Below are 17,704 nucleotides of genomic sequence, written 5' to 3' on the forward strand. Positions count from 1 at the left end.
TACTAATATATTTTATGTTTATAGCTTATTACCATAAATATCAAGTTCTATAACAGGTTTACCAAGCTTTTTAACTTCTTCAAACTGTGTAGCTTTATCACCAACGACTAAATAAGTTAAGTCTTCTTCATCCATATATTTATTAATAATTGACTTATAGTCTTGCAGTGTCATGTTAATTAACTCTTCTTGATTTTTATCAAGGTAATCCTCTGCTCTATCGTATTTACTCATTTGTCTTAAAATGCCTAATTGTGCACCTAAACTTTCGTATGCTCTTGTGTTTCCTTTTAAGATTTTGTTTTTAGTAAGTTCTACTTCATTTTCTGAAAAACTATTTTCATAATCTTTAACCATATTTTTAATAATTTCTAAAGATTTTAAAGTAGCATTAGCACGTACGCTTGTTCTGATTGTAAAAGGACTAATAATATTAGCTTGCGAAATACTAGAATATGCACCGTAAGTATATCCTTTACCAATTCTTAGGGTTTGGAATAACCTTCCGCTAGAGCCGCCACCTAAAATTTCGTTAGCAAAATCTAAGTTATTAGCATCTTCATCTTTACCAGATAAGGCTAGTTTACCTATATATAATACAGATTGTTTTGCGTTTGGAACATCTACAAAATATAGTTTTCCTGCAGTGTCATTTGTTTTAACATCAGCTTCTGGAATAGAAATCGCTTCTCCTTTCCATTGGTTTAATGGTTGAAGTGCTGCAACAGTTTCGTCTTTATTAACATCTCCAGCAATATGGAAAGTAGCTTGACTTGGTACTAAATTTTTGTAATAAGTTTTCATGTCTTCCATAGTAATGTCTTTAGTGCTTTGTAAAGTACCAGAACTTGGGATACCGTAACGGCTATCTTCGCCATATAACAATTGACTGTATACATTGCTTGCAATAGCATTTGGATTAGCTTCACGTCCTTTTAAATTTGTTTCTAAAGCTTGTTTTAGACGGTCAAATTCTTTGTCGTCCCAACGTGGTTCTAAGATAATCTCTTTAACTAGCTTAATAGTTTCTTCAAAGTTTTTAGTTAAACATGAACCAGCGATATGAAAATCTTCATCACTGCTATACATATATATATTAGCACCTAACAATCCAATAGCTTCTTCTAAATCTGCAGGAGATTTTGTTGAAGTACCTTGCATCATTACATCACTAAATAAGCTTGCAACACCTTCTTTTCCTTTTGGGTCTAAAAGTTGTCCGCCTGGAATTGTAATATCAAACTGAACTAATGGAACTTCTGTATTTTCTATACCATATAAATCCATACCGTTAGCTAATTGACCTTTCCAAATGTCTGGAGATTTAAATACTGGTAATTCTCCAAAAGGCGGTTCACTTCTATCGTATTTACTTGGTGTTTTTTCGTAAACAGCTTCTTCACCTTGACTTACTTCTTCGTTAGCAACGTTTTGTTTTACTTCTTCAATCCAAACTTCTGCTTCTTTGCTATTTGTTACTGCTAAATCTATTTGATTTTTAGGCACAAAACTGGTCATTACGTAGTTTTCACCTTTTATATACTGGTTGTAAACACGCATAACGTCTTCTGCTGTAACAGCATTAGTTAAATTTGCTGTTTTTGTAATGTAGCTTGGATCACCACCAAACTCGTTATCTTGCACTAATTGAAATGCTTTATTTAAAACCGTACTAACACCTTGATATAACTGAGTTTCTAACTCTGCTTTAATACGTTTTAATTCTTTTTCATTTACTCCATTTGTTTCAAAACGTTTTAAGCCTTCTTCAATAGCTAGCTTAACGCTATCTAAATCTGTATTAGCATTTGCACGAACTCTAAATACAAATTCTCCTGCAAGTTCACTACTGCTTTGGTAAGAGCTAACTCCAGGAGCTAATTTTTCTTCTTCTACAATAACATTATATAAAGGCGATTTTTTACTTCCGCTTAATATTTGCCCTAAAATATTTAAAGCATAAGTGTCCTCATGATATTCTTTAACTGTTGGGATTACCATACGTAGTTCTGGTAATTTTGCAAAGTTATCTTCAAAGTACAATGCTTTAACACTATCTAATTTAACAGGTTCAAAATTTAACTCTTCAACTTCTGGTCCGCTTGGTATTTCTCCAAACCATTTTTTTACTAATTTTTTAGTTTCTTCTACATCAATATCACCTGCAATTACTAAAGATGCATTACTTGCGCCATAGTATTGATTATAAAACTCTTTTACATCTTCTAATGTAGCTGCTTGCAAATCTGGTAAAGATCCTATTACTGTCCAGCTGTAAGGATGTCCTTCTGGATATAAATTTTTTCTAATAACTTCATCTGTATATCCATAAGGAGAATTATCTACACGTTGACGTTTTTCATTTTTTACAACTTGTTTTTCACGCTCTAAAGCCTCTTTGGTTACCGTATTAATCATGTATCCAAAACGGTCTGAATCTATCCATAATATTTTTTCAAAAGCGTCTTTTGGTACAACTTCATAATATACGGTACCGTCACTCCATGTTCCTCCATTACGACTTCCGCCCCATTCTGGAATCATTTTTCTGTTAGCGCCTACAGGTACATTTTCAGAGTCGTTAAAACTCATATGTTCAAAAAAGTGGGCAAATCCTGTTTTACCTGGTTTTTCTCGGTTAGATCCAACATGCATCATGGTTGCAACAGCAACAATTGGATCTGAATGATCTTCATGAAGAATAACTTCTAAGCCATTATCTAAAGTGAATTTTTCATAATCAATTTTAAAATCTACAGCAGTATCTGCTTTAGATACTTGCGTTTTTGAGTCTGAATTGTTGCATGAGATAAATGCAAATACAGACAAAACGGATAAAGTTTTTAAGAGTCTCATTAAATTATATATTTGATTGAAGTCTAAAGATAAACAATATTTAATTGTCATAAATTTTTAATAAAACGATATGAAAAAAAATCTATTTTAATTATCTTTAAAAGGAACTTTAATACCAAAATAATATGGATATAAAATTTGAATATGACAATGTAAAGGCAAGTAAGGCTTTAGAAGAATACACAACAGAAAAAGTACAAAAACTTTTTAATAAGTATGAATTTTTAGTTAGAGCTGATGTTTTTTTTAAAGTAGAAAACACTAGTGATGATAAAACAGGAATGATATCTAGTATTAGATTAAGTGCTCCAGGACCTAGATTATTTGCTAAAGACAGTAAAGATACTTTTCATAAAAGTGTAAGTGAAGCTGTTAGAGAATTAGATAATCAATTAGCTAAGCGAAAGGGTAAAATGAAAACCCATCATTAATACATAACAATAAAAAAAGCGACCAAATAGGTCGCTTTTTTTATTGTTATATTAAACTGTTATTTGTTTCATTTTTATACCTAGAGCTTGTTCTACCTTAGTTACTTCGCTGTGTTCACTTGGTAAAATTAAAGCAATTGAAACTCCTTTTTTACCGCCTCTTGCTGTCCTACCACTACGATGTGTATAATATTCTAAATGTTCTGGTAGTTGATGATGAATAATAAAACTAACATCATTAACATCTATACCTCTTGCCGAAACATCTGTAGAAATTAAAAATTGTAAAGATTCGTTTTTAAAAGAACGCATAACCTTATCTCTATCTTTTTGGGGCATATCGCCTTCTAATGCATCTACATTAAAACCTTCTACTTGTAGTTGATGCTTTAAAGCTTGTGCACCTGCTTTTGTACGTGTAAATATAATACCACGTTCTTCTGCTCTTTCATCTAAAATTTGCATTATTGTACTTGCTTTTTGATGAATTGAAGTTTCTATAAAAAAGTGGCTTATATTTTTATTGACAATACTATTTCTGTCAATTTCAATACGGATAGCATTATCTGCAATGTATCTTTTTACAATATCTTTTAAATCGTTAGACATTGTAGCACTAAACAACCAAGTATTTTTTTTGCTTTTTATAGCGTTTAGTATAGTTGTTAAATCGTTTTTAAAACCCATGCTTAGCATTTCATCTGCTTCGTCTAAAACTATTGTTTTAATATTAGATAAATCTACAGCATCACGCTGCATTAAATCTACTAAACGACCAGGAGTAGCCACTATAACATGTGTAGTTCGAGCTAAATTTTTAAGTTGAATATCAATCTTTTCTCCACCATAAACAGGTTCTACAAAAGTTTGGTTTGTATTATACTTAGTAAACTTAAAAAGTTGTTTTTTTATCTGTTGAACTAACTCTCGAGTTGGAGATAAGACTAATGCTTGAACATGACTTTTTTTAGGGTCAACTTTATGTAGTAAAGGTAAACCGTAAGCTGCAGTTTTACCAGTACCTGTTTGGGCTAAACCAACAAAGTCTGTATTACTGCTTAATAGTATAGGTATGGCTTGTTCTTGAATTTCGGTTGGTGTTTTAATACCAATCTCTTTCAAAGATTTTGTATAGTTTTTATCTAAGCCTAAGTCTTTAAAAGTCATATTATTTTATTTGTAGTCGTTAGACTTGTTAATATATTAATTTATTCTTCTTCTGGAGGAGGAAAACCATGAATTTCTTCATAGATGTCGTCAAATTCAGATCTTATTTTAGCATTTAATTTTTTACGGTAATCGTCTTTAAGCCAATCTACAAAGTTATGTGTACTTTTACTAATACATTTTGTGTATCTACCAATTCTATAATCAATATCATCTCCTAAAAGCTTTGCTAAAGCTAAGGCGTCCCACATATCTTCACTATTTTCTACACAAATATGAGCATGCTGTGCAATAGAGCGTTCTAATACTACTTTAGAGCTTTCTCCTGCTCTAATTGAGTTTATATAGGTTTTTTTGATGTCAAAATATACATGCTCTGAGTTTTTAAACTGCTCACGCATGTCATCTGGCATTTCGTATTTAAAATTATTTTCAAGTTCTTCATCACTTAAAATTCCATCTAAATAATAGTTAGGAGAACGGAAAATTTTGTGCCAATCTAAATCTGCGCCCCATGCTCCAAAACGATGTACGTTATTACCTAAATCTATAACGGTAAACTTGTCTTTTTTATCTAAAATACGAGATCCACGACCAATCATCTGATAGTATAATGTTAATGATTTTGTCGCACGGTTTAGCATGATACAATCTACTGTAGGCTCATCAAAACCAGTAGTTAAGATACTTACAGATGTTAAGATAGCATCTGGTGTTTCTTTAAACCATTTTAAAATAGCCTTTCGCTCTTTTTTTGTATTGTTATTATCAAGATGAGCAATTTTATAACCAGCACGTCTAAAGGTATCGTAAACATGCAGAGATGTATTAATACCATTATTAAATATTAATGTTTTCTTACCTTTACAACGCTCTTCATAAGCTTGTAAAAGCTTAGTCAACATGTCTGTATTGGTGTATAAATCTTCTGAAGATTTTACAGTATAATCACCATTAGCACCAACAACTAAAGATGTTAAACCTACATTATAGCTATAGATTTCGGCACGTGCTAAAAATTCATTTTCTATAAGGGATTGTATGGTTTCTCCTACAATTAATTCATTATAATTATCCTTCATAGGAAGGTTAATATTACTACTTAAAGGTGTTGCTGTAACACCAAGTATAAATGAATTATCAAAAAACTTAAATAATTTGGTAAAACTATTATAATGTGCTTCATCAATAATAACTAAACCTATATCTGAAATATCAAGTTTATTATCATTTAAACGGTTATTTAAAGTTTCTACCATTGCAACAAAACAATTATAGTCACCTTGATCACTTAAATCTGCTTTACTATCTATAACTTTGTTTGACACACCAAACTCAGACAACATTCTTGAGGTTTGTCTACAAAGCTCTATACGATGCGTCATTACTAAAACTTGTTTTTTTCTAGTTTTAAGATATTGTCTAACAATTTCAGAGAAGATTACTGTTTTACCACCACCGGTTGGTAATTGATAAAGCAAGTGATAATTATCTGGTGCTTCTTCAAAACAAGTAAAAATCTTATCTATGGCTCCTTTTTGATAATTATATAAACTTTTCCCTTCTGTACGTTCTTGTAATTCTTGTGTTTGGACTGACATTAATTAATAGTTCTATAAAATTTAAGATGTGCAAAAATACAATGATAATAGACTTATGACGAATAATTAGCGAAAAAAAATTATTGATTACATTTATCCCATAATATGACAAGAATAATTGAAAATTATAAAGATAACTTTAGTGGTTTTTTTAAAACGCCACATCTATTTAATTCTGATGTACTAGGGATTACACCTTTTACTAAAACCTTACCACAACAATTTGCTTTTACAAAGCTGATAACTAAAAAGTTAAGATTAGGACAATTGGTAGAACATTTTGTTTTTGAAGAATTAAAACAATTTAATTCAATCAAAATATTATCAGAAAACCTTCAAATTATAAATAAAAATAAAGTAACAATTGGAGAGATTGATGCTATTTATTTGGATGAAGAGAAGCCATTTCATCTAGAAATTCAATATAAATTCTACCTATTTGATACCACTGTTGGAGATACAGAAATTGAGCATTGTATTGGACCAAACCGTAAAGATACTTTAACACAAAAACTAAAAAAGCTAAAAGACAAGCAATTACCACTACTCTATTCTAACACAACAACACCTTACTTAAAACAACTAAATCTAAAACCAGTAGATATAAAACAGAACATCTATTTCAAAGCTCAAATTTTTATGCCTTATGGCAAAAATATCATGCTTAAAACACTAAATAATGATTGTGTTTATGGCTTTTATTTCAACTATAATAACTTAGAAAATTTTAAACACTGTAAATTTTATATTCCTAAAAAATTAGATTGGTTAGTAGATGTAAACCCAAATGTAAACTGGAATAACTATGAGCAAATGCTTCCTCAATTAAAAGCATTTTATGAAGAAAAATACGCGCAAATGCTTTGGTTAAAATTTCCAAACGGAGAAATTAAAAAAAGTTTTATGGTTTGGTGGTGATTAACCGTTAATAACTTAGTCATAAAACTGCTTCCAAAACTTAACAATTTCATTTAATTTGCAACACTAAATTTTTTAATATAAATGAAAGTCTGTATAGCCGAAAAACCTAGTGTAGCAAGAGAAATTGCTCAAGTCTTAGGCGCCAAAACCAAACGTGATGGCTACTTTGAAGGTAATGGTTATGCGGTAACTTACACGTTTGGTCATTTATGCACACTAAAAGAACCTAACGATTATAAACCCTATTGGAAAAGTTGGGATTTAAACAACTTACCCATGTTACCTGATAAGTTTGAAACCAAAGTATCAAACGATTCTGGTATTAAAAAACAATTCAAAATAGTAAAATCCTTATTTGATAAAGCAGACGTTGTAATAAATTGTGGTGATGCCGGTCAAGAAGGAGAATTAATACAACGTTGGGTTTTAGACCAAGCCAATTATAAAGGTGAAGTTAAACGATTATGGATATCTTCTCTTACCACAGAAGCCATAAAAGAAGGTTTTGAAAAATTAGAAGCTAGCACAAAATACGATAACTTATACTATGCTGGGTTTTCTAGAGCAATTGGTGATTGGCTTTTAGGGATGAATGCTACCCGATTATACACCGTAAAATATGGTGGTTATAAACAAGTCTTGTCTATTGGTCGTGTGCAAACACCAACGCTAGCCATGGTTGTTAACCGTTGGAAAGAAATAGAAAACTTTAAACCACAACCCTATTGGGAACTACAAACGCTTTATCGTGACACCTTATTTAGTTATGAAGAAGGACGTTTTCTAAAAATGGAAGATGGCGAAAAATTAGCAAATATCGTTAAAGAACACGATTTTGAAATTGTAAGCATTACCAAAAAAAAGGGGAATGAATTTGCACCAAAACTGTTTGATCTAACAGGTTTACAGGTGTATTGCAATACAAAATTTGGCTTTTCGGCAGATGAAACTTTAAAAATAGTTCAAAAGTTATATGAAATGAAAGTGGTAACCTATCCACGTGTAGATACTACATTTCTTCCAAACGATATTTATCCTAAAGTACCTGGGATTTTGAAAAACTTGACTAATTACAGTCAATTAATTCAGCCACTTTTAGGTCAAAAAATTAAAAAATCTAAAAAGGTTTTTGACGATGCTAAAGTAACCGATCACCATGCGATAATTCCAACAGGTGTACAAACCAATTTGCAGTATAATCAACAACAGGTTTACGATATTATTACCAAACGTTTTATAGCGGTGTTTTATCCAGAATGTAAAGTCTCAAACACAACCGTAATTGGTAAAGCAGAAGCTGTAAACTTTAAAACTACAGGTAAAGAAATTCTTGAAAAAGGTTGGCGTGTTGTTTTTGAAACAAATGACAAACCAACCAAGGAAACCGGTATTTTACCCAAGTTTGAAAAAGGCGAAAAAGGTCCGCATGAGCCTTCTTTTTTAGAAAAAGAAACCAAGCCACCAAAACAATATACGGAAGCATCTTTATTACGTGCAATGGAAACCGCAGGCAAACAAGTAGATGATGACGAGTTACGTGATTTAATGAAAGAAAATGGTATTGGACGACCTTCAACAAGAGCCAATATTATTGAAACGCTGTTTAGACGTAAATACATAAAACGTAATAAAAAACAGGTGTTGCCAACAGTTACCGGTATTCAATTGATTGATTTAATTCAAAATGAATTATTAAAATCTGCAGAACTAACAGGACTTTGGGAAAAACAACTAAAAGACATAGAAAAAGGTGAATATAGCGCTGTAGCATTTATCAATAACATGAAAAAAATGGTAGACCATTTGGTGTATGAAGTTAGAACAGAAAAGGTTCAAGCTAAATTAAGTTACACCAATAATAAACCAGCCAACACCAGTAAATCATCTTCTAAAAAAACTTCAAAAAAAGGTATTGTAGGTAAAACATGTCCAAAATGTAAAAAAGGACAATTATTAAAAGGAAAATCGGCTTACGGTTGCACACTATATGGAAAAGATTGTGATTTTGTTTTACCTTTTGAATATGCTTCAAAAAAAATATCAGAAAATCAATACAAACGCTTATTAGATAAAGGATCTACTGTAAACTTAAAAGGATTTAAGGTTAAAGAGGCTTCTGTTGAAGGTTTGCTTCGTTTTGATGATAATTTTAAATTAAAATTAGAGCCTAAAAAAGAAATTTCCGCGAAAGCGACAAAAACAAACGTAGAAGAAAAAACTTGTCCTAAATGTAAAAAAGGTACAATTATAAAAGGAAAAACCGCTTATGGTTGTAGCGACTATAAAAATGGTTGCGATTTCAGGTTTAGCTACGATTTAATAAGAGAGAAAGCAAAAGGACAGCAACTAACTAAAGAGTTGGTTTTTAAAATTTTAAATGAAAACTAAACACCAACACTTTAAAATATATAAACCTTACGGAATGCTTAGTCAGTTTGACAGCAATGCTAAGCATGAGCAAAAAAAACGCTTTTTATCAGAGCTTGATACATTTACAGATGGTACAATGCCAATTGGCAGATTAGATAAAAAAAGTGAAGGTTTATTACTATTAACTACCGATGGAAAATTGAGTAATCACATTAACCAATCTGGAATAGAAAAAGAATACTATGCTTTGGTTGATGGCGCAATTTCCGCGAAAGCGATACAAGATTTACAAACTGGAGTCAAAATTGGTTTTGACGGAATAAAATATAACACAAAGCCTTGTAAAGCTAAAATTTTAGAATCTACTCCTAATCTACCGCAACGTACTAAAAAAATACGAGACGAAAGACATGGACCAACTACCTGGATATCTATAACTTTAACAGAAGGTAAATTTAAACAAGTTAGAAAAATGACTAGCGCTGTTGGCTTTCCAACATTAAGATTAGTCCGTGTTAGAATTGGCAATATTCTTCTAGAAAATATGAAATCTGGAGATGTAGTTTTATTAGAAAATTTACCAGAAATACTTTAACGTATCTTTAATTTATTTAGTTGTTTAAATAATCAAAAACTCTGTACTTTTGCTTGTTACAAACAATTAACATGAATAAATATCAACACTTTTTTTACGATTATTTTAAAGAATTAAGTTTTACAGACACTTCTGCAAAATACATGAATATGCTTTTGCTATTTGTAATAGCTTTGGTAGGTATATTTATTGTCGATTTGATTGTAAGAACGATTCTAAGATTTATTTCGGCAAGAATTGCTTCTACTACAAAATCTAATTTTGACGATTTATTAATTTCTAATCGTGTTCCTGCAAATACGGCGCATGTGCCTGCTTTATATTTAGTGCATGAGAGTATTCCGATTGTTTTTCATGACTTTGAAAACCTTCATATTGTTCTTGAAAAAATAACTACAATCATTGCTATAATTTTAGGTCTTTGGATAGTTAGAAGCTTACTAAATACTTTAAAAAGTTATTTTAAAACTCTGCCAAGACTTAAAGATAAACCAATAGATAGCTATATACAGGTCTTTATGATTTTTGCTTGGTCTGCTGGTATTTTATTAGCAATAGCTGTTGTAATAGAGTTGTCGTTAACAAAGTTTATAGCAGGATTTGGTACAATATCTGCCATTATCTTATTAATCTTTAAAGACACTATTTTAGGTTTTGTAGCAAGTATTCAAGTCGCTATAAATGATATGGTTAGAATTGGAGACTGGATAACTTTTGAAAAATATGGTGCAGATGGTGAAGTAACCGAAATTAATCTAGCAACGGTTAAAGTACAAAACTGGGATAATACCATAACCACAATACCTACTTATGCCATGATTTCAGATTCTTTTAAGAACTGGCGTGGTATGACAAATTCTGATGGTAGACGTATTAAAAGACATATGTTAATCAAGCAAAATTCTATTAAATACTTAACTGATGAAGATATAGAACGTTTAAAAGGTATTCAAATTATAGAAAGCTACCTAACTAATATGCAACAAAAAATAGAGCAATATAATACAGCTAACAATGCAGATAAGTCTTTATTAATTAATGGTAGAAATCTAACTAATGTAGGTGTTTTTAGAAAATTTATACAAACCTATTTAGAACAACACTCTGCGATAAATGACCAAATGTTATTGATGGCAAGACAACTACAACCTACTGCAGAAGGTATTCCTATAGAAATTTATTGCTTTAGTAAAGATAAACGTTGGCAAAATTACGAATATGTTATGAGTGATTTATTTGATCACTTTTTAGCAGCAGTGCCTTATTTTGATTTAGAAATTTTTGAATTTCCAGATAATTCAACTTTTAAAAGTCTAAGTAACAAGGGAAACGTTAATTTATAGTTAACTAATTTCAAAACCGATAGTAATACTATTAAATTTGCAAATAAATAGATGTTATATGCAAAAGTTACTATCTAATTTAAAAATTACAATTAACGAGAATATTTTTCTAAAAGATCCAGAGTCTTCAGATTTAGGAAAACGTATTGTTGAAAACAGCATTTTATTAATTGACGAAATAGGTTTTGACGATTTTACTTTTAAAAAATTAGGAGCTAAAATTGGCTCTAATGAAAGTAGTATATATCGTTATTTTGAAAACAAGCATAATTTACTAGTCTATTTAGCATCATGGTATTGGAGTTGGACAGAATACCAATTAGTATTTGCTATAAACAATATTGCAGATCCTTTAAAAAAATTAGACTTAGCTATAGAAGTTTTGACAAAGACTACAACTTTAGATAGCACTTTTAAACATATAGACGAAGTTGTTTTAAAACGCATTATTATTAACGAATACAGTAAATCCTATCTAACAAAACAGGTCGACTTAGATAACGATGAAGGTTACTTTTCGATTTACAAAAGACTAGTAATTAGGCTTAAAGAATTAATACAAGAAGCGAATAAAGACTATAAATATGCTTTTTGTTTAGCTAATACAGTTATAGAAGGATCTTTACATCAGCAATATTTAAAAGATCATTTTAAATCCATTTCTGGATTAAAACCAAATGAAGCTCCGACAGAATTTTATAAAGATTTAGTGTTTAACACTTTAAATATTTCACCTAATGAGTAAAAAAATATTAACAGCATGGCAACGCTTTATCAACCTATTAAAGCTTGATAAAAAAGATTTAAAACAAGTTTTTTTCTACGCCATTTTTGCTGGATTAGTTAACCTATCTTTACCTTTAGGTATTCAGGCAATTATTAATTTGTTACAAGCAGCTCAAGTAAGTACATCTTGGATTGTTTTAGTCATTTTAGTAACCTTAGGAGTCATATTTGTTGGTGTTTTACAATTAATGCAAATACGAATAATAGAAAATATTCAGCAAAAAATATTTACAAGAGCATCTTTTGATTTTGCATATCGATTACCAAAAATTAAAATGAGCGCATTAAGAGGTTATTATCCTCCAGAACTAGTAAATCGTTTTTTTGATACCGTAATTGTTCAAAAAGGATTAGCAAAGATTTTAGTAGATTTTCCTGCTGCTATACTTCAAATTATTTTTGGCCTATTACTACTATCATTTTACCATCCATTTTTTATCATATATGGTGTATTACTAATAGTACTAATGTATATTGTATTTAAATATACTGCAGAAAAAGGCTTAAAGACAAGCATAAAAGAATCAGATCACAAATACCGTGTTGCACATTGGTTAGAAGAAATAGCAAGATCTATAGTTAGTTTTAAACTTTCAGGAAAAACAAATTTAGCGCTTTCTAAAAACGACCAATTAGTCACCGATTATTTAGACGCAAGAGAATCTCACTTTAAAGTACTGGTTATGCAATTTATGCAATTAATTGGTTTTAAAGTCTTAGTAACTTTTGGGCTTTTAGTTATAGGTGGCGCATTGGTTTTAAATCAGCAAATGAATATTGGTCAATTTGTTGCTGCCGAAATTATTATTCTATTAGTAATTAATTCTGTAGAAAAATTAATACTTGGTTTAGAAACGTTTTATGATGTACTTACTTCTATTGAAAAATTAGGAAAAGTAGTTGATAAAGAATTAGAGCCACAAGATGGAGAGATTATAGATTTTGATAATAAAGAATTCAATTTAGAATTTGAAAACATCTATTACGAAGTACCTGATAAAGAAACACCTATCCTACAAAATATAAACCTTAAAATTAATAATAAAGATAGAATTTTAGTTAACGGTACAAATGGATCTGGTAAAACAAGTTTATTAAAACTAATATCTGGCATCATTCAACCAACAAAAGGAAATGTTTTTGTTAATAATCATTCTCTTGTTAGTTTAAACCTTAATCAATATCGTGCTCATTTAGGGCAAACACTAGAAGAAGAAACTCCTTTTGAAGGTACGTTAAAAGATAATATTACTTTTGGTGATCCGTCAATATCAAAGTCAGACTTAGATTGGGCAATACAAAGTGTAGGATTATCTAATTATGTTAAGCACTTACCAAAAGGTTTAAATACTATTTTACGTCCAGAAGGAAAAGAAATCTCTTACACTACAGCTAAAAAAATCATTTTAGCAAGAGCCATAATAAAAAAGCCAAAACTATTAGTTTTAAAGGAACCATTAGATCATTTTGATCAAAAAGAAGCGTCAAAAATAATAGACTTTTTAATAGACAAAAAGCATGATTGGTCATTAATTGTTGTTAGCCAAAATCAACTTTGGGAAAACAAATTAAGTAAAGTAGTATCATTAGATAACGGTCAAATAATTAACAATAAATAAGATGTTAAATATTTCAAATAATAAGCTTGATAATAGGTTAGATTTAACCAAGTACGAGTGCGGTAAAAAAGCATTTGGTAAAGAGCATTTTAAAGCGTTTAACCGCTTTTTAGTAACCTTTGGTGTTGTAGGTATAATAATATTATTCTTACCATGGACCCAAAATATAACAGCAGCAGGTAAGGTTACAACCTTAACACCAGATCAACGTCCGCAAACTATTCAATCACCAATACCTGGTCGTATAGAAAAATGGTACGTAAGAGAAGGTGATTTTGTAAAAAAAGGAGATACAATACTTCATATTTCTGAAATTAAGAATGAATATTTTGACCCTAATTTAGTTGAAAGAACCGATCAACAAATAAAAGCCAAATCATCTTCAGTTTCATCTTACAGCGAAAAAGTTAAAGCGCTTAACACACAGATAGCTGCATTAAGTAACGAAAAGAAGTTAAAGTTGCAACAAGCAGAAAACAAACTATTACAGGCAAGATTAAAAACCAAAAGTGATAGTATAGATTTTGAAGCTGCAAAAACAAATCTAAATATTGCTGAAACTCAATTTAATCGTACACAACAATTACAGTCAGAAGGTTTAAAAGCAATTACAGATGTAGAAGCTAAACGATTAAAATTACAAGAAACTCAAGCAAAATTAATATCGCAAGAAAATAAATTTTTAGCATCTAAAAATGAAATTATTAACGCACAAGTAGAGTTAAATCGTATAGATGCCGAGTATGCAGATAAAATTTCAAAAGCAAGAAGTGATAAATTTACTGCGCAATCTAATCAGTTTGACGCCGAAGCTCAAGTATCAAAATTAGAAAGCGACTACACAAATTATTCTATACGTAATGATATGTATTATATCAAAGCACCACAAGATGGTTTTATTAATAAAGCTATAAAAGGTGGTATTGGCGAAACTTTTAAAGAAGGAGAGCAATTAGTAGGTATTATGCCTTCTAAATATGATATAGCTATAGAAACATTTGTAGACCCTATAGATTTACCTTTAGTACATTTAGGTGAAGAATTTAGAGTACAGTTTGATGGTTGGCCTGCAATAATATTTAGTGGTTGGCCTAACGTATCTTATGGAACATACGGTGCAAAAGTTGTAGCTATAGAACGTTTTATAAGTCCAAACGGCAAGTTTAGAATACTATTAGCTCCAGATGAAAACGATTATGATTGGCCAGAAGCTATTAGAGTTGGTTCTGGAGCCAGAACAATAGGTTTATTAGAAGATGTGCCTATTTGGTTTGAATTATGGCGACAGCTTAATGATTTCCCTCCAAATTACTATCAACCTGAAGATGCATCAAACACAAAGACTAAAAAATAAAAATGAAAAACAAATTTATTTTCATATTTAGCCTCTTACCTATCCTATTACTAGGTCAAACTTTAGATAGTTTAAGTTATACCGAATATTTGGGTTATGTAAAACAATATCATCCTATAGCAAAACAAGCAGATTTAAAGTTGGCATCTGGTGAAGCGACTTTACTAAAAGCTCGTGGAGGATTTGACCCTAAAGTTGAAGGTAGTTTTAACGAAAAAGACTACAAAAACACAGAATATTACGAAAGACTAAACGCAACTTTTAAAGTCCCAACATGGTACGGTATAGAGTTAAAAGCAAACTTTGAAGAAAATTCAGGATATTATTTAAATCCAGAAAATACAGTTCCTGAAGATGGCTTATTTAGTGCTGGTGTAGCTTTTTCGGTTGGACAAGGGTTATTTATCAATAAAAGAATGGCAGATTTAAGAAAAGCCAAATTTTTTAGAGAACAAACTGTTGCAGAGCGTAAACTAATGGTTAATGAGGTTATTTATAATGCTTCTATAGCCTATTTTAATTGGGTTCAAGCCTATAATGAAACTAAAATTTATGAGAATTTTTTAAATAACGCCACAACTAGATTTAATGGTGTAAAATCAAGTGTTTTAGCTGGAGATAAAGCAGCTATTGATAGTTTAGAGTCTGGTATAACAGTGAAAAACAGAAAATTAGAATTAGAACAAGCTAAAGTTAAATTAATGAAAGCAAGGCTTGAAGCTTCAAATTACATTTGGCTAAACCAAACACCTGTAGATATTAGCGAAACTGTAAAACCAGTAACAATTAATGAAGAAGAAATTGATAATGTTTTAGCTTTAAATCAATTAGAAAGTTTTCAATTAAATAATCATCCAAAACTAATTGCTTTGCAAAGAAAAATAGATGGTTTAGGCGTAGATCAAAAATTAAAAGCTAATAAATTACTACCTAAAATAGATTTAGAATATAACTTTTTAACCGAAACACCAGATATTTCAAATTCCTTTAATTCATCAGCATACAAAGCAAAAATAAGCGCTGCGTTTCCTTTGTTTTTAAGAAAAGAACGTGGTGATTTAAAACTATCTAGACTAAAAGTACAAGATGCTAATTTTGAATTATCTGATACAGAATTACAATTAAAAAATAAAATAGATGCTATTACTAAAGAGTTAGAATCTTACGTTACACAAAACAAACTTATTAAAGACATAGTCCAAGATTATGATGCTATGTTAAAAGCAGAAGAACGTAAATTTAGTTTCGGAGAAAGCTCTGTATTTTTAATTAATACACGAGAAAATAAATTAATTGAAGTACAGGTTAAAGCTGTAAAACTTGAAAATAAATTTCTTTCAACTAAAGCAAAATTGTTTAATAGTTTAGGCGTATTACCTAATTAGATTTATTATTTGAAGTTTGTGTAGAATCATTTTTTTCTACGCTTTGAGACTTTAGTTTTAGCGGACTATCTTTTTCTTTTACTACAATAATCGTTGCTTTTACACCTGTTGCTAAGTTCCATTGGTTAACAGCAATAACATTGCCAAATTCATCTAACACCTGAAACTCTGCTGTGTTAGGACCAGAAGTCCCTTGGTTTAAAGCTAAAAAGTCTATTTCGTTAATACCTTCATCTAAAGGTAAGAGCAACCCATTAAATCCAGATGTTAAAACAACGCTAGGTACAACAATGTCTTTATTAATAAATACTCTAATTTTATCACCATCAGGATATTGATGATCACGATAAATGATATTTACAGCTTTTGCTGTGGTGCGATATTCACCTAAAAACTGATTAACTAAGCTACCGTTATTACTTTTTTCGTCGTCTTCTTTAAATTTTAATTGCCTATCAAGTTGTTTTTTAAATAATTCACCAGGATTTCTCAAATTATTTTTTTCTACCATAGAAAATTCTTTTTTAGGTAGAGCTTCTGTTTTAGCATCTTTTGGTGCAGCTACTACATTATCGTTATCGTCTGGTTTTATATCATTTTGCTGCTCTTCTACAGGTTCAATAATTAATTCTGGATCATCTTTTGGATCTTCAGTTTCTTCAGCAGGTATTGCAATACCAATTCTTTCACTATCAATTTGAGAAAAACTTGATACTGTTATTGAAAAAAATATTAAGAATGAAATTAAAATCTTCATGTTTAAATTAATTGGTACTAAATTAATTCAAAAACTATACCTAAATACTAAAATTATATTAATCCTTGTTAATTTACTATTAACACTATAAGCAAAAGGGTTTTATTAATTTTTTTACAATATACATAAATGTTAAAAATTGTTAAAACAGTATTATGTTATACAAAGTACTGTAACATTTTTGTTTTATACTCGTCATATAGGTGTAAATCATTTTAAATCAATCAAATAAAACTATTAATTATGAGAACTTTAAACAACAATCAATTATCAGAAACTTTAAAAGGAACTAAAAGTAACGTTTGGAATAGTAAAAGACGTTATAGACACTAAGTAAATAACAACTAAACCACAAAGATCATGAAAACACCAAAAATTATAAGAAGACTAAATCAAAATACTTTATCAAACGTACACTGTAATAGAGAAATCTTTAGGTTTAGTTGTACAAAAAACGGATTATGGCGAGGCGTTAAGCGCTATGCACACTAATAAAAAAAGCAAGTGAAACTCACTTGC

At 30.1% G+C, this 17,704-nt stretch carries 14 protein-coding genes; 10 read left to right on the forward strand and 4 right to left on the reverse strand.

What is annotated here, in order from left to right; all coding sequences use genetic code 11:
* Window positions 1-18: 18 nt before the first annotated feature.
* Window positions 19-2,856, reverse strand: coding sequence for a M16 family metallopeptidase (locus H574_RS0102320; protein WP_027879008.1), 2,838 nt, complete (start codon window positions 2,854-2,856; stop codon window positions 19-21).
* 125 nt (window positions 2,857-2,981) lie between these two features.
* Here H574_RS0102320 and hpf point away from each other — a divergent pair, with 125 nt between their 5' ends.
* Window positions 2,982-3,287 carry a ribosome hibernation-promoting factor, HPF/YfiA family gene (gene hpf / locus H574_RS0102325; protein WP_027879009.1) on the forward strand — a complete coding sequence of 102 codons (306 nt, stop codon included), beginning with the start codon at window positions 2,982-2,984 and terminating at the stop codon, window positions 3,285-3,287.
* A 51-nt stretch (window positions 3,288-3,338) separates the two neighbouring features.
* Here the strand turns inward: hpf and H574_RS0102330 are convergent, their stop codons facing one another.
* Window positions 3,339-4,454: a DEAD/DEAH box helicase gene (locus tag H574_RS0102330; RefSeq protein WP_027879010.1), complete on the reverse strand. Its 1,116-nt coding sequence runs from the start codon at window positions 4,452-4,454 to the stop codon at window positions 3,339-3,341.
* Between the two features lie 41 nt (window positions 4,455-4,495).
* Window positions 4,496-6,055 carry a DEAD/DEAH box helicase gene (locus H574_RS0102335; RefSeq protein ID WP_027879011.1) on the reverse strand — a complete coding sequence of 520 codons (1,560 nt, stop codon included), beginning with the start codon at window positions 6,053-6,055 and terminating at the stop codon, window positions 4,496-4,498.
* 105 nt (window positions 6,056-6,160) lie between these two features.
* Between H574_RS0102335 and H574_RS0102340 the strand changes: the two genes are divergently transcribed.
* From H574_RS0102340 to H574_RS0102375, 8 genes are all read left to right on the forward strand, one after another.
* The gene (locus H574_RS0102340) at window positions 6,161-6,973 is read left to right on the forward strand and encodes a DUF1853 family protein (RefSeq protein ID WP_027879012.1); all 813 of its coding nucleotides are present in this window, start codon (window positions 6,161-6,163) and stop codon (window positions 6,971-6,973) included.
* Window positions 6,974-7,057: 84 nt separating this feature from the next.
* Window positions 7,058-9,364 carry a type IA DNA topoisomerase gene (locus H574_RS0102345; protein WP_027879013.1) on the forward strand — a complete coding sequence of 769 codons (2,307 nt, stop codon included), beginning with the start codon at window positions 7,058-7,060 and terminating at the stop codon, window positions 9,362-9,364.
* A complete protein-coding gene (locus tag H574_RS0102350; protein ID WP_027879014.1) occupies window positions 9,354-9,941 on the forward strand; it encodes a pseudouridine synthase in 588 nt (195 codons plus the stop codon). Before H574_RS0102345 ends, H574_RS0102350 begins: the two co-directional genes overlap by 11 nt.
* 71 nt (window positions 9,942-10,012) lie before the next feature.
* A complete protein-coding gene (locus H574_RS0102355) occupies window positions 10,013-11,284 on the forward strand; it encodes a mechanosensitive ion channel family protein (protein ID WP_027879015.1) in 1,272 nt (423 codons plus the stop codon).
* 58 nt (window positions 11,285-11,342) lie between these two features.
* Window positions 11,343-12,029, forward strand: coding sequence for a TetR/AcrR family transcriptional regulator (locus H574_RS0102360; protein ID WP_036226918.1), 687 nt, complete (start codon window positions 11,343-11,345; stop codon window positions 12,027-12,029).
* Window positions 12,022-13,689 (forward strand): peptidase domain-containing ABC transporter, encoded by a 1,668-nt coding sequence (locus H574_RS0102365; RefSeq protein ID WP_027879017.1) that lies wholly within the window; start codon window positions 12,022-12,024, stop codon window positions 13,687-13,689. The genes H574_RS0102360 and H574_RS0102365 overlap by 8 nt, the downstream gene beginning before the upstream one ends.
* 1 nt (window position 13,690) lies before the next feature.
* On the forward strand, window positions 13,691-15,043 hold the full coding sequence (locus H574_RS0102370; protein WP_027879018.1) for an HlyD family secretion protein: 1,353 nt from the start codon (window positions 13,691-13,693) through the stop codon (window positions 15,041-15,043).
* A gap of 2 nt (window positions 15,044-15,045) precedes the next feature.
* Window positions 15,046-16,428, forward strand: coding sequence for a TolC family protein (locus H574_RS0102375; protein ID WP_027879019.1), 1,383 nt, complete (start codon window positions 15,046-15,048; stop codon window positions 16,426-16,428).
* On the opposite strand, the gene H574_RS13860 is transcribed toward H574_RS0102375, so the two are convergent.
* Window positions 16,421-17,185 carry a hypothetical protein gene (locus H574_RS13860; protein WP_051169810.1) on the reverse strand — a complete coding sequence of 255 codons (765 nt, stop codon included), beginning with the start codon at window positions 17,183-17,185 and terminating at the stop codon, window positions 16,421-16,423. The two genes, H574_RS0102375 and H574_RS13860, sit on opposite strands and share 8 nt — an antisense overlap.
* A 360-nt stretch (window positions 17,186-17,545) precedes the next feature.
* Between H574_RS13860 and H574_RS14840 the strand changes: the two genes are divergently transcribed.
* On the forward strand, window positions 17,546-17,677 hold the full coding sequence (locus H574_RS14840) for a hypothetical protein (protein ID WP_255593076.1): 132 nt from the start codon (window positions 17,546-17,548) through the stop codon (window positions 17,675-17,677).
* Window positions 17,678-17,704: the final 27 nt, after the last annotated feature.

It is taken from the genome of Mesoflavibacter zeaxanthinifaciens DSM 18436, from assembly GCF_000422365.1.
In the GTDB taxonomy this organism is placed as follows: Bacteria; Bacteroidota; Bacteroidia; order Flavobacteriales; family Flavobacteriaceae; genus Mesoflavibacter; species Mesoflavibacter zeaxanthinifaciens.

What these genes read in the sequence shown, in the direction of transcription:
- H574_RS0102320 (WP_027879008.1), bottom strand. Translation starts at nt 2,856, where the DNA reads ATGAGACTCTTAAAAACTTTATCCGTTTTGTCTGTATTTGCATTTATC.
- hpf (WP_027879009.1), top strand. Translation starts at nt 2,982, where the DNA reads ATGGATATAAAATTTGAATATGACAATGTAAAGGCAAGTAAGGCTTTA.
- H574_RS0102330 (WP_027879010.1), bottom strand. Translation starts at nt 4,454, where the DNA reads ATGACTTTTAAAGACTTAGGCTTAGATAAAAACTATACAAAATCTTTG.
- H574_RS0102335 (WP_027879011.1), bottom strand. Translation starts at nt 6,055, where the DNA reads ATGTCAGTCCAAACACAAGAATTACAAGAACGTACAGAAGGGAAAAGT.
- H574_RS0102340 (WP_027879012.1), top strand. Translation starts at nt 6,161, where the DNA reads ATGACAAGAATAATTGAAAATTATAAAGATAACTTTAGTGGTTTTTTT.
- H574_RS0102345 (WP_027879013.1), top strand. Translation starts at nt 7,058, where the DNA reads ATGAAAGTCTGTATAGCCGAAAAACCTAGTGTAGCAAGAGAAATTGCT.
- H574_RS0102350 (WP_027879014.1), top strand. Translation starts at nt 9,354, where the DNA reads ATGAAAACTAAACACCAACACTTTAAAATATATAAACCTTACGGAATG.
- H574_RS0102355 (WP_027879015.1), top strand. Translation starts at nt 10,013, where the DNA reads ATGAATAAATATCAACACTTTTTTTACGATTATTTTAAAGAATTAAGT.
- H574_RS0102360 (WP_036226918.1), top strand. Translation starts at nt 11,343, where the DNA reads ATGCAAAAGTTACTATCTAATTTAAAAATTACAATTAACGAGAATATT.
- H574_RS0102365 (WP_027879017.1), top strand. Translation starts at nt 12,022, where the DNA reads ATGAGTAAAAAAATATTAACAGCATGGCAACGCTTTATCAACCTATTA.
- H574_RS0102370 (WP_027879018.1), top strand. Translation starts at nt 13,691, where the DNA reads ATGTTAAATATTTCAAATAATAAGCTTGATAATAGGTTAGATTTAACC.
- H574_RS0102375 (WP_027879019.1), top strand. Translation starts at nt 15,046, where the DNA reads ATGAAAAACAAATTTATTTTCATATTTAGCCTCTTACCTATCCTATTA.
- H574_RS13860 (WP_051169810.1), bottom strand. Translation starts at nt 17,185, where the DNA reads ATGAAGATTTTAATTTCATTCTTAATATTTTTTTCAATAACAGTATCA.
- H574_RS14840 (WP_255593076.1), top strand. Translation starts at nt 17,546, where the DNA reads ATGAAAACACCAAAAATTATAAGAAGACTAAATCAAAATACTTTATCA.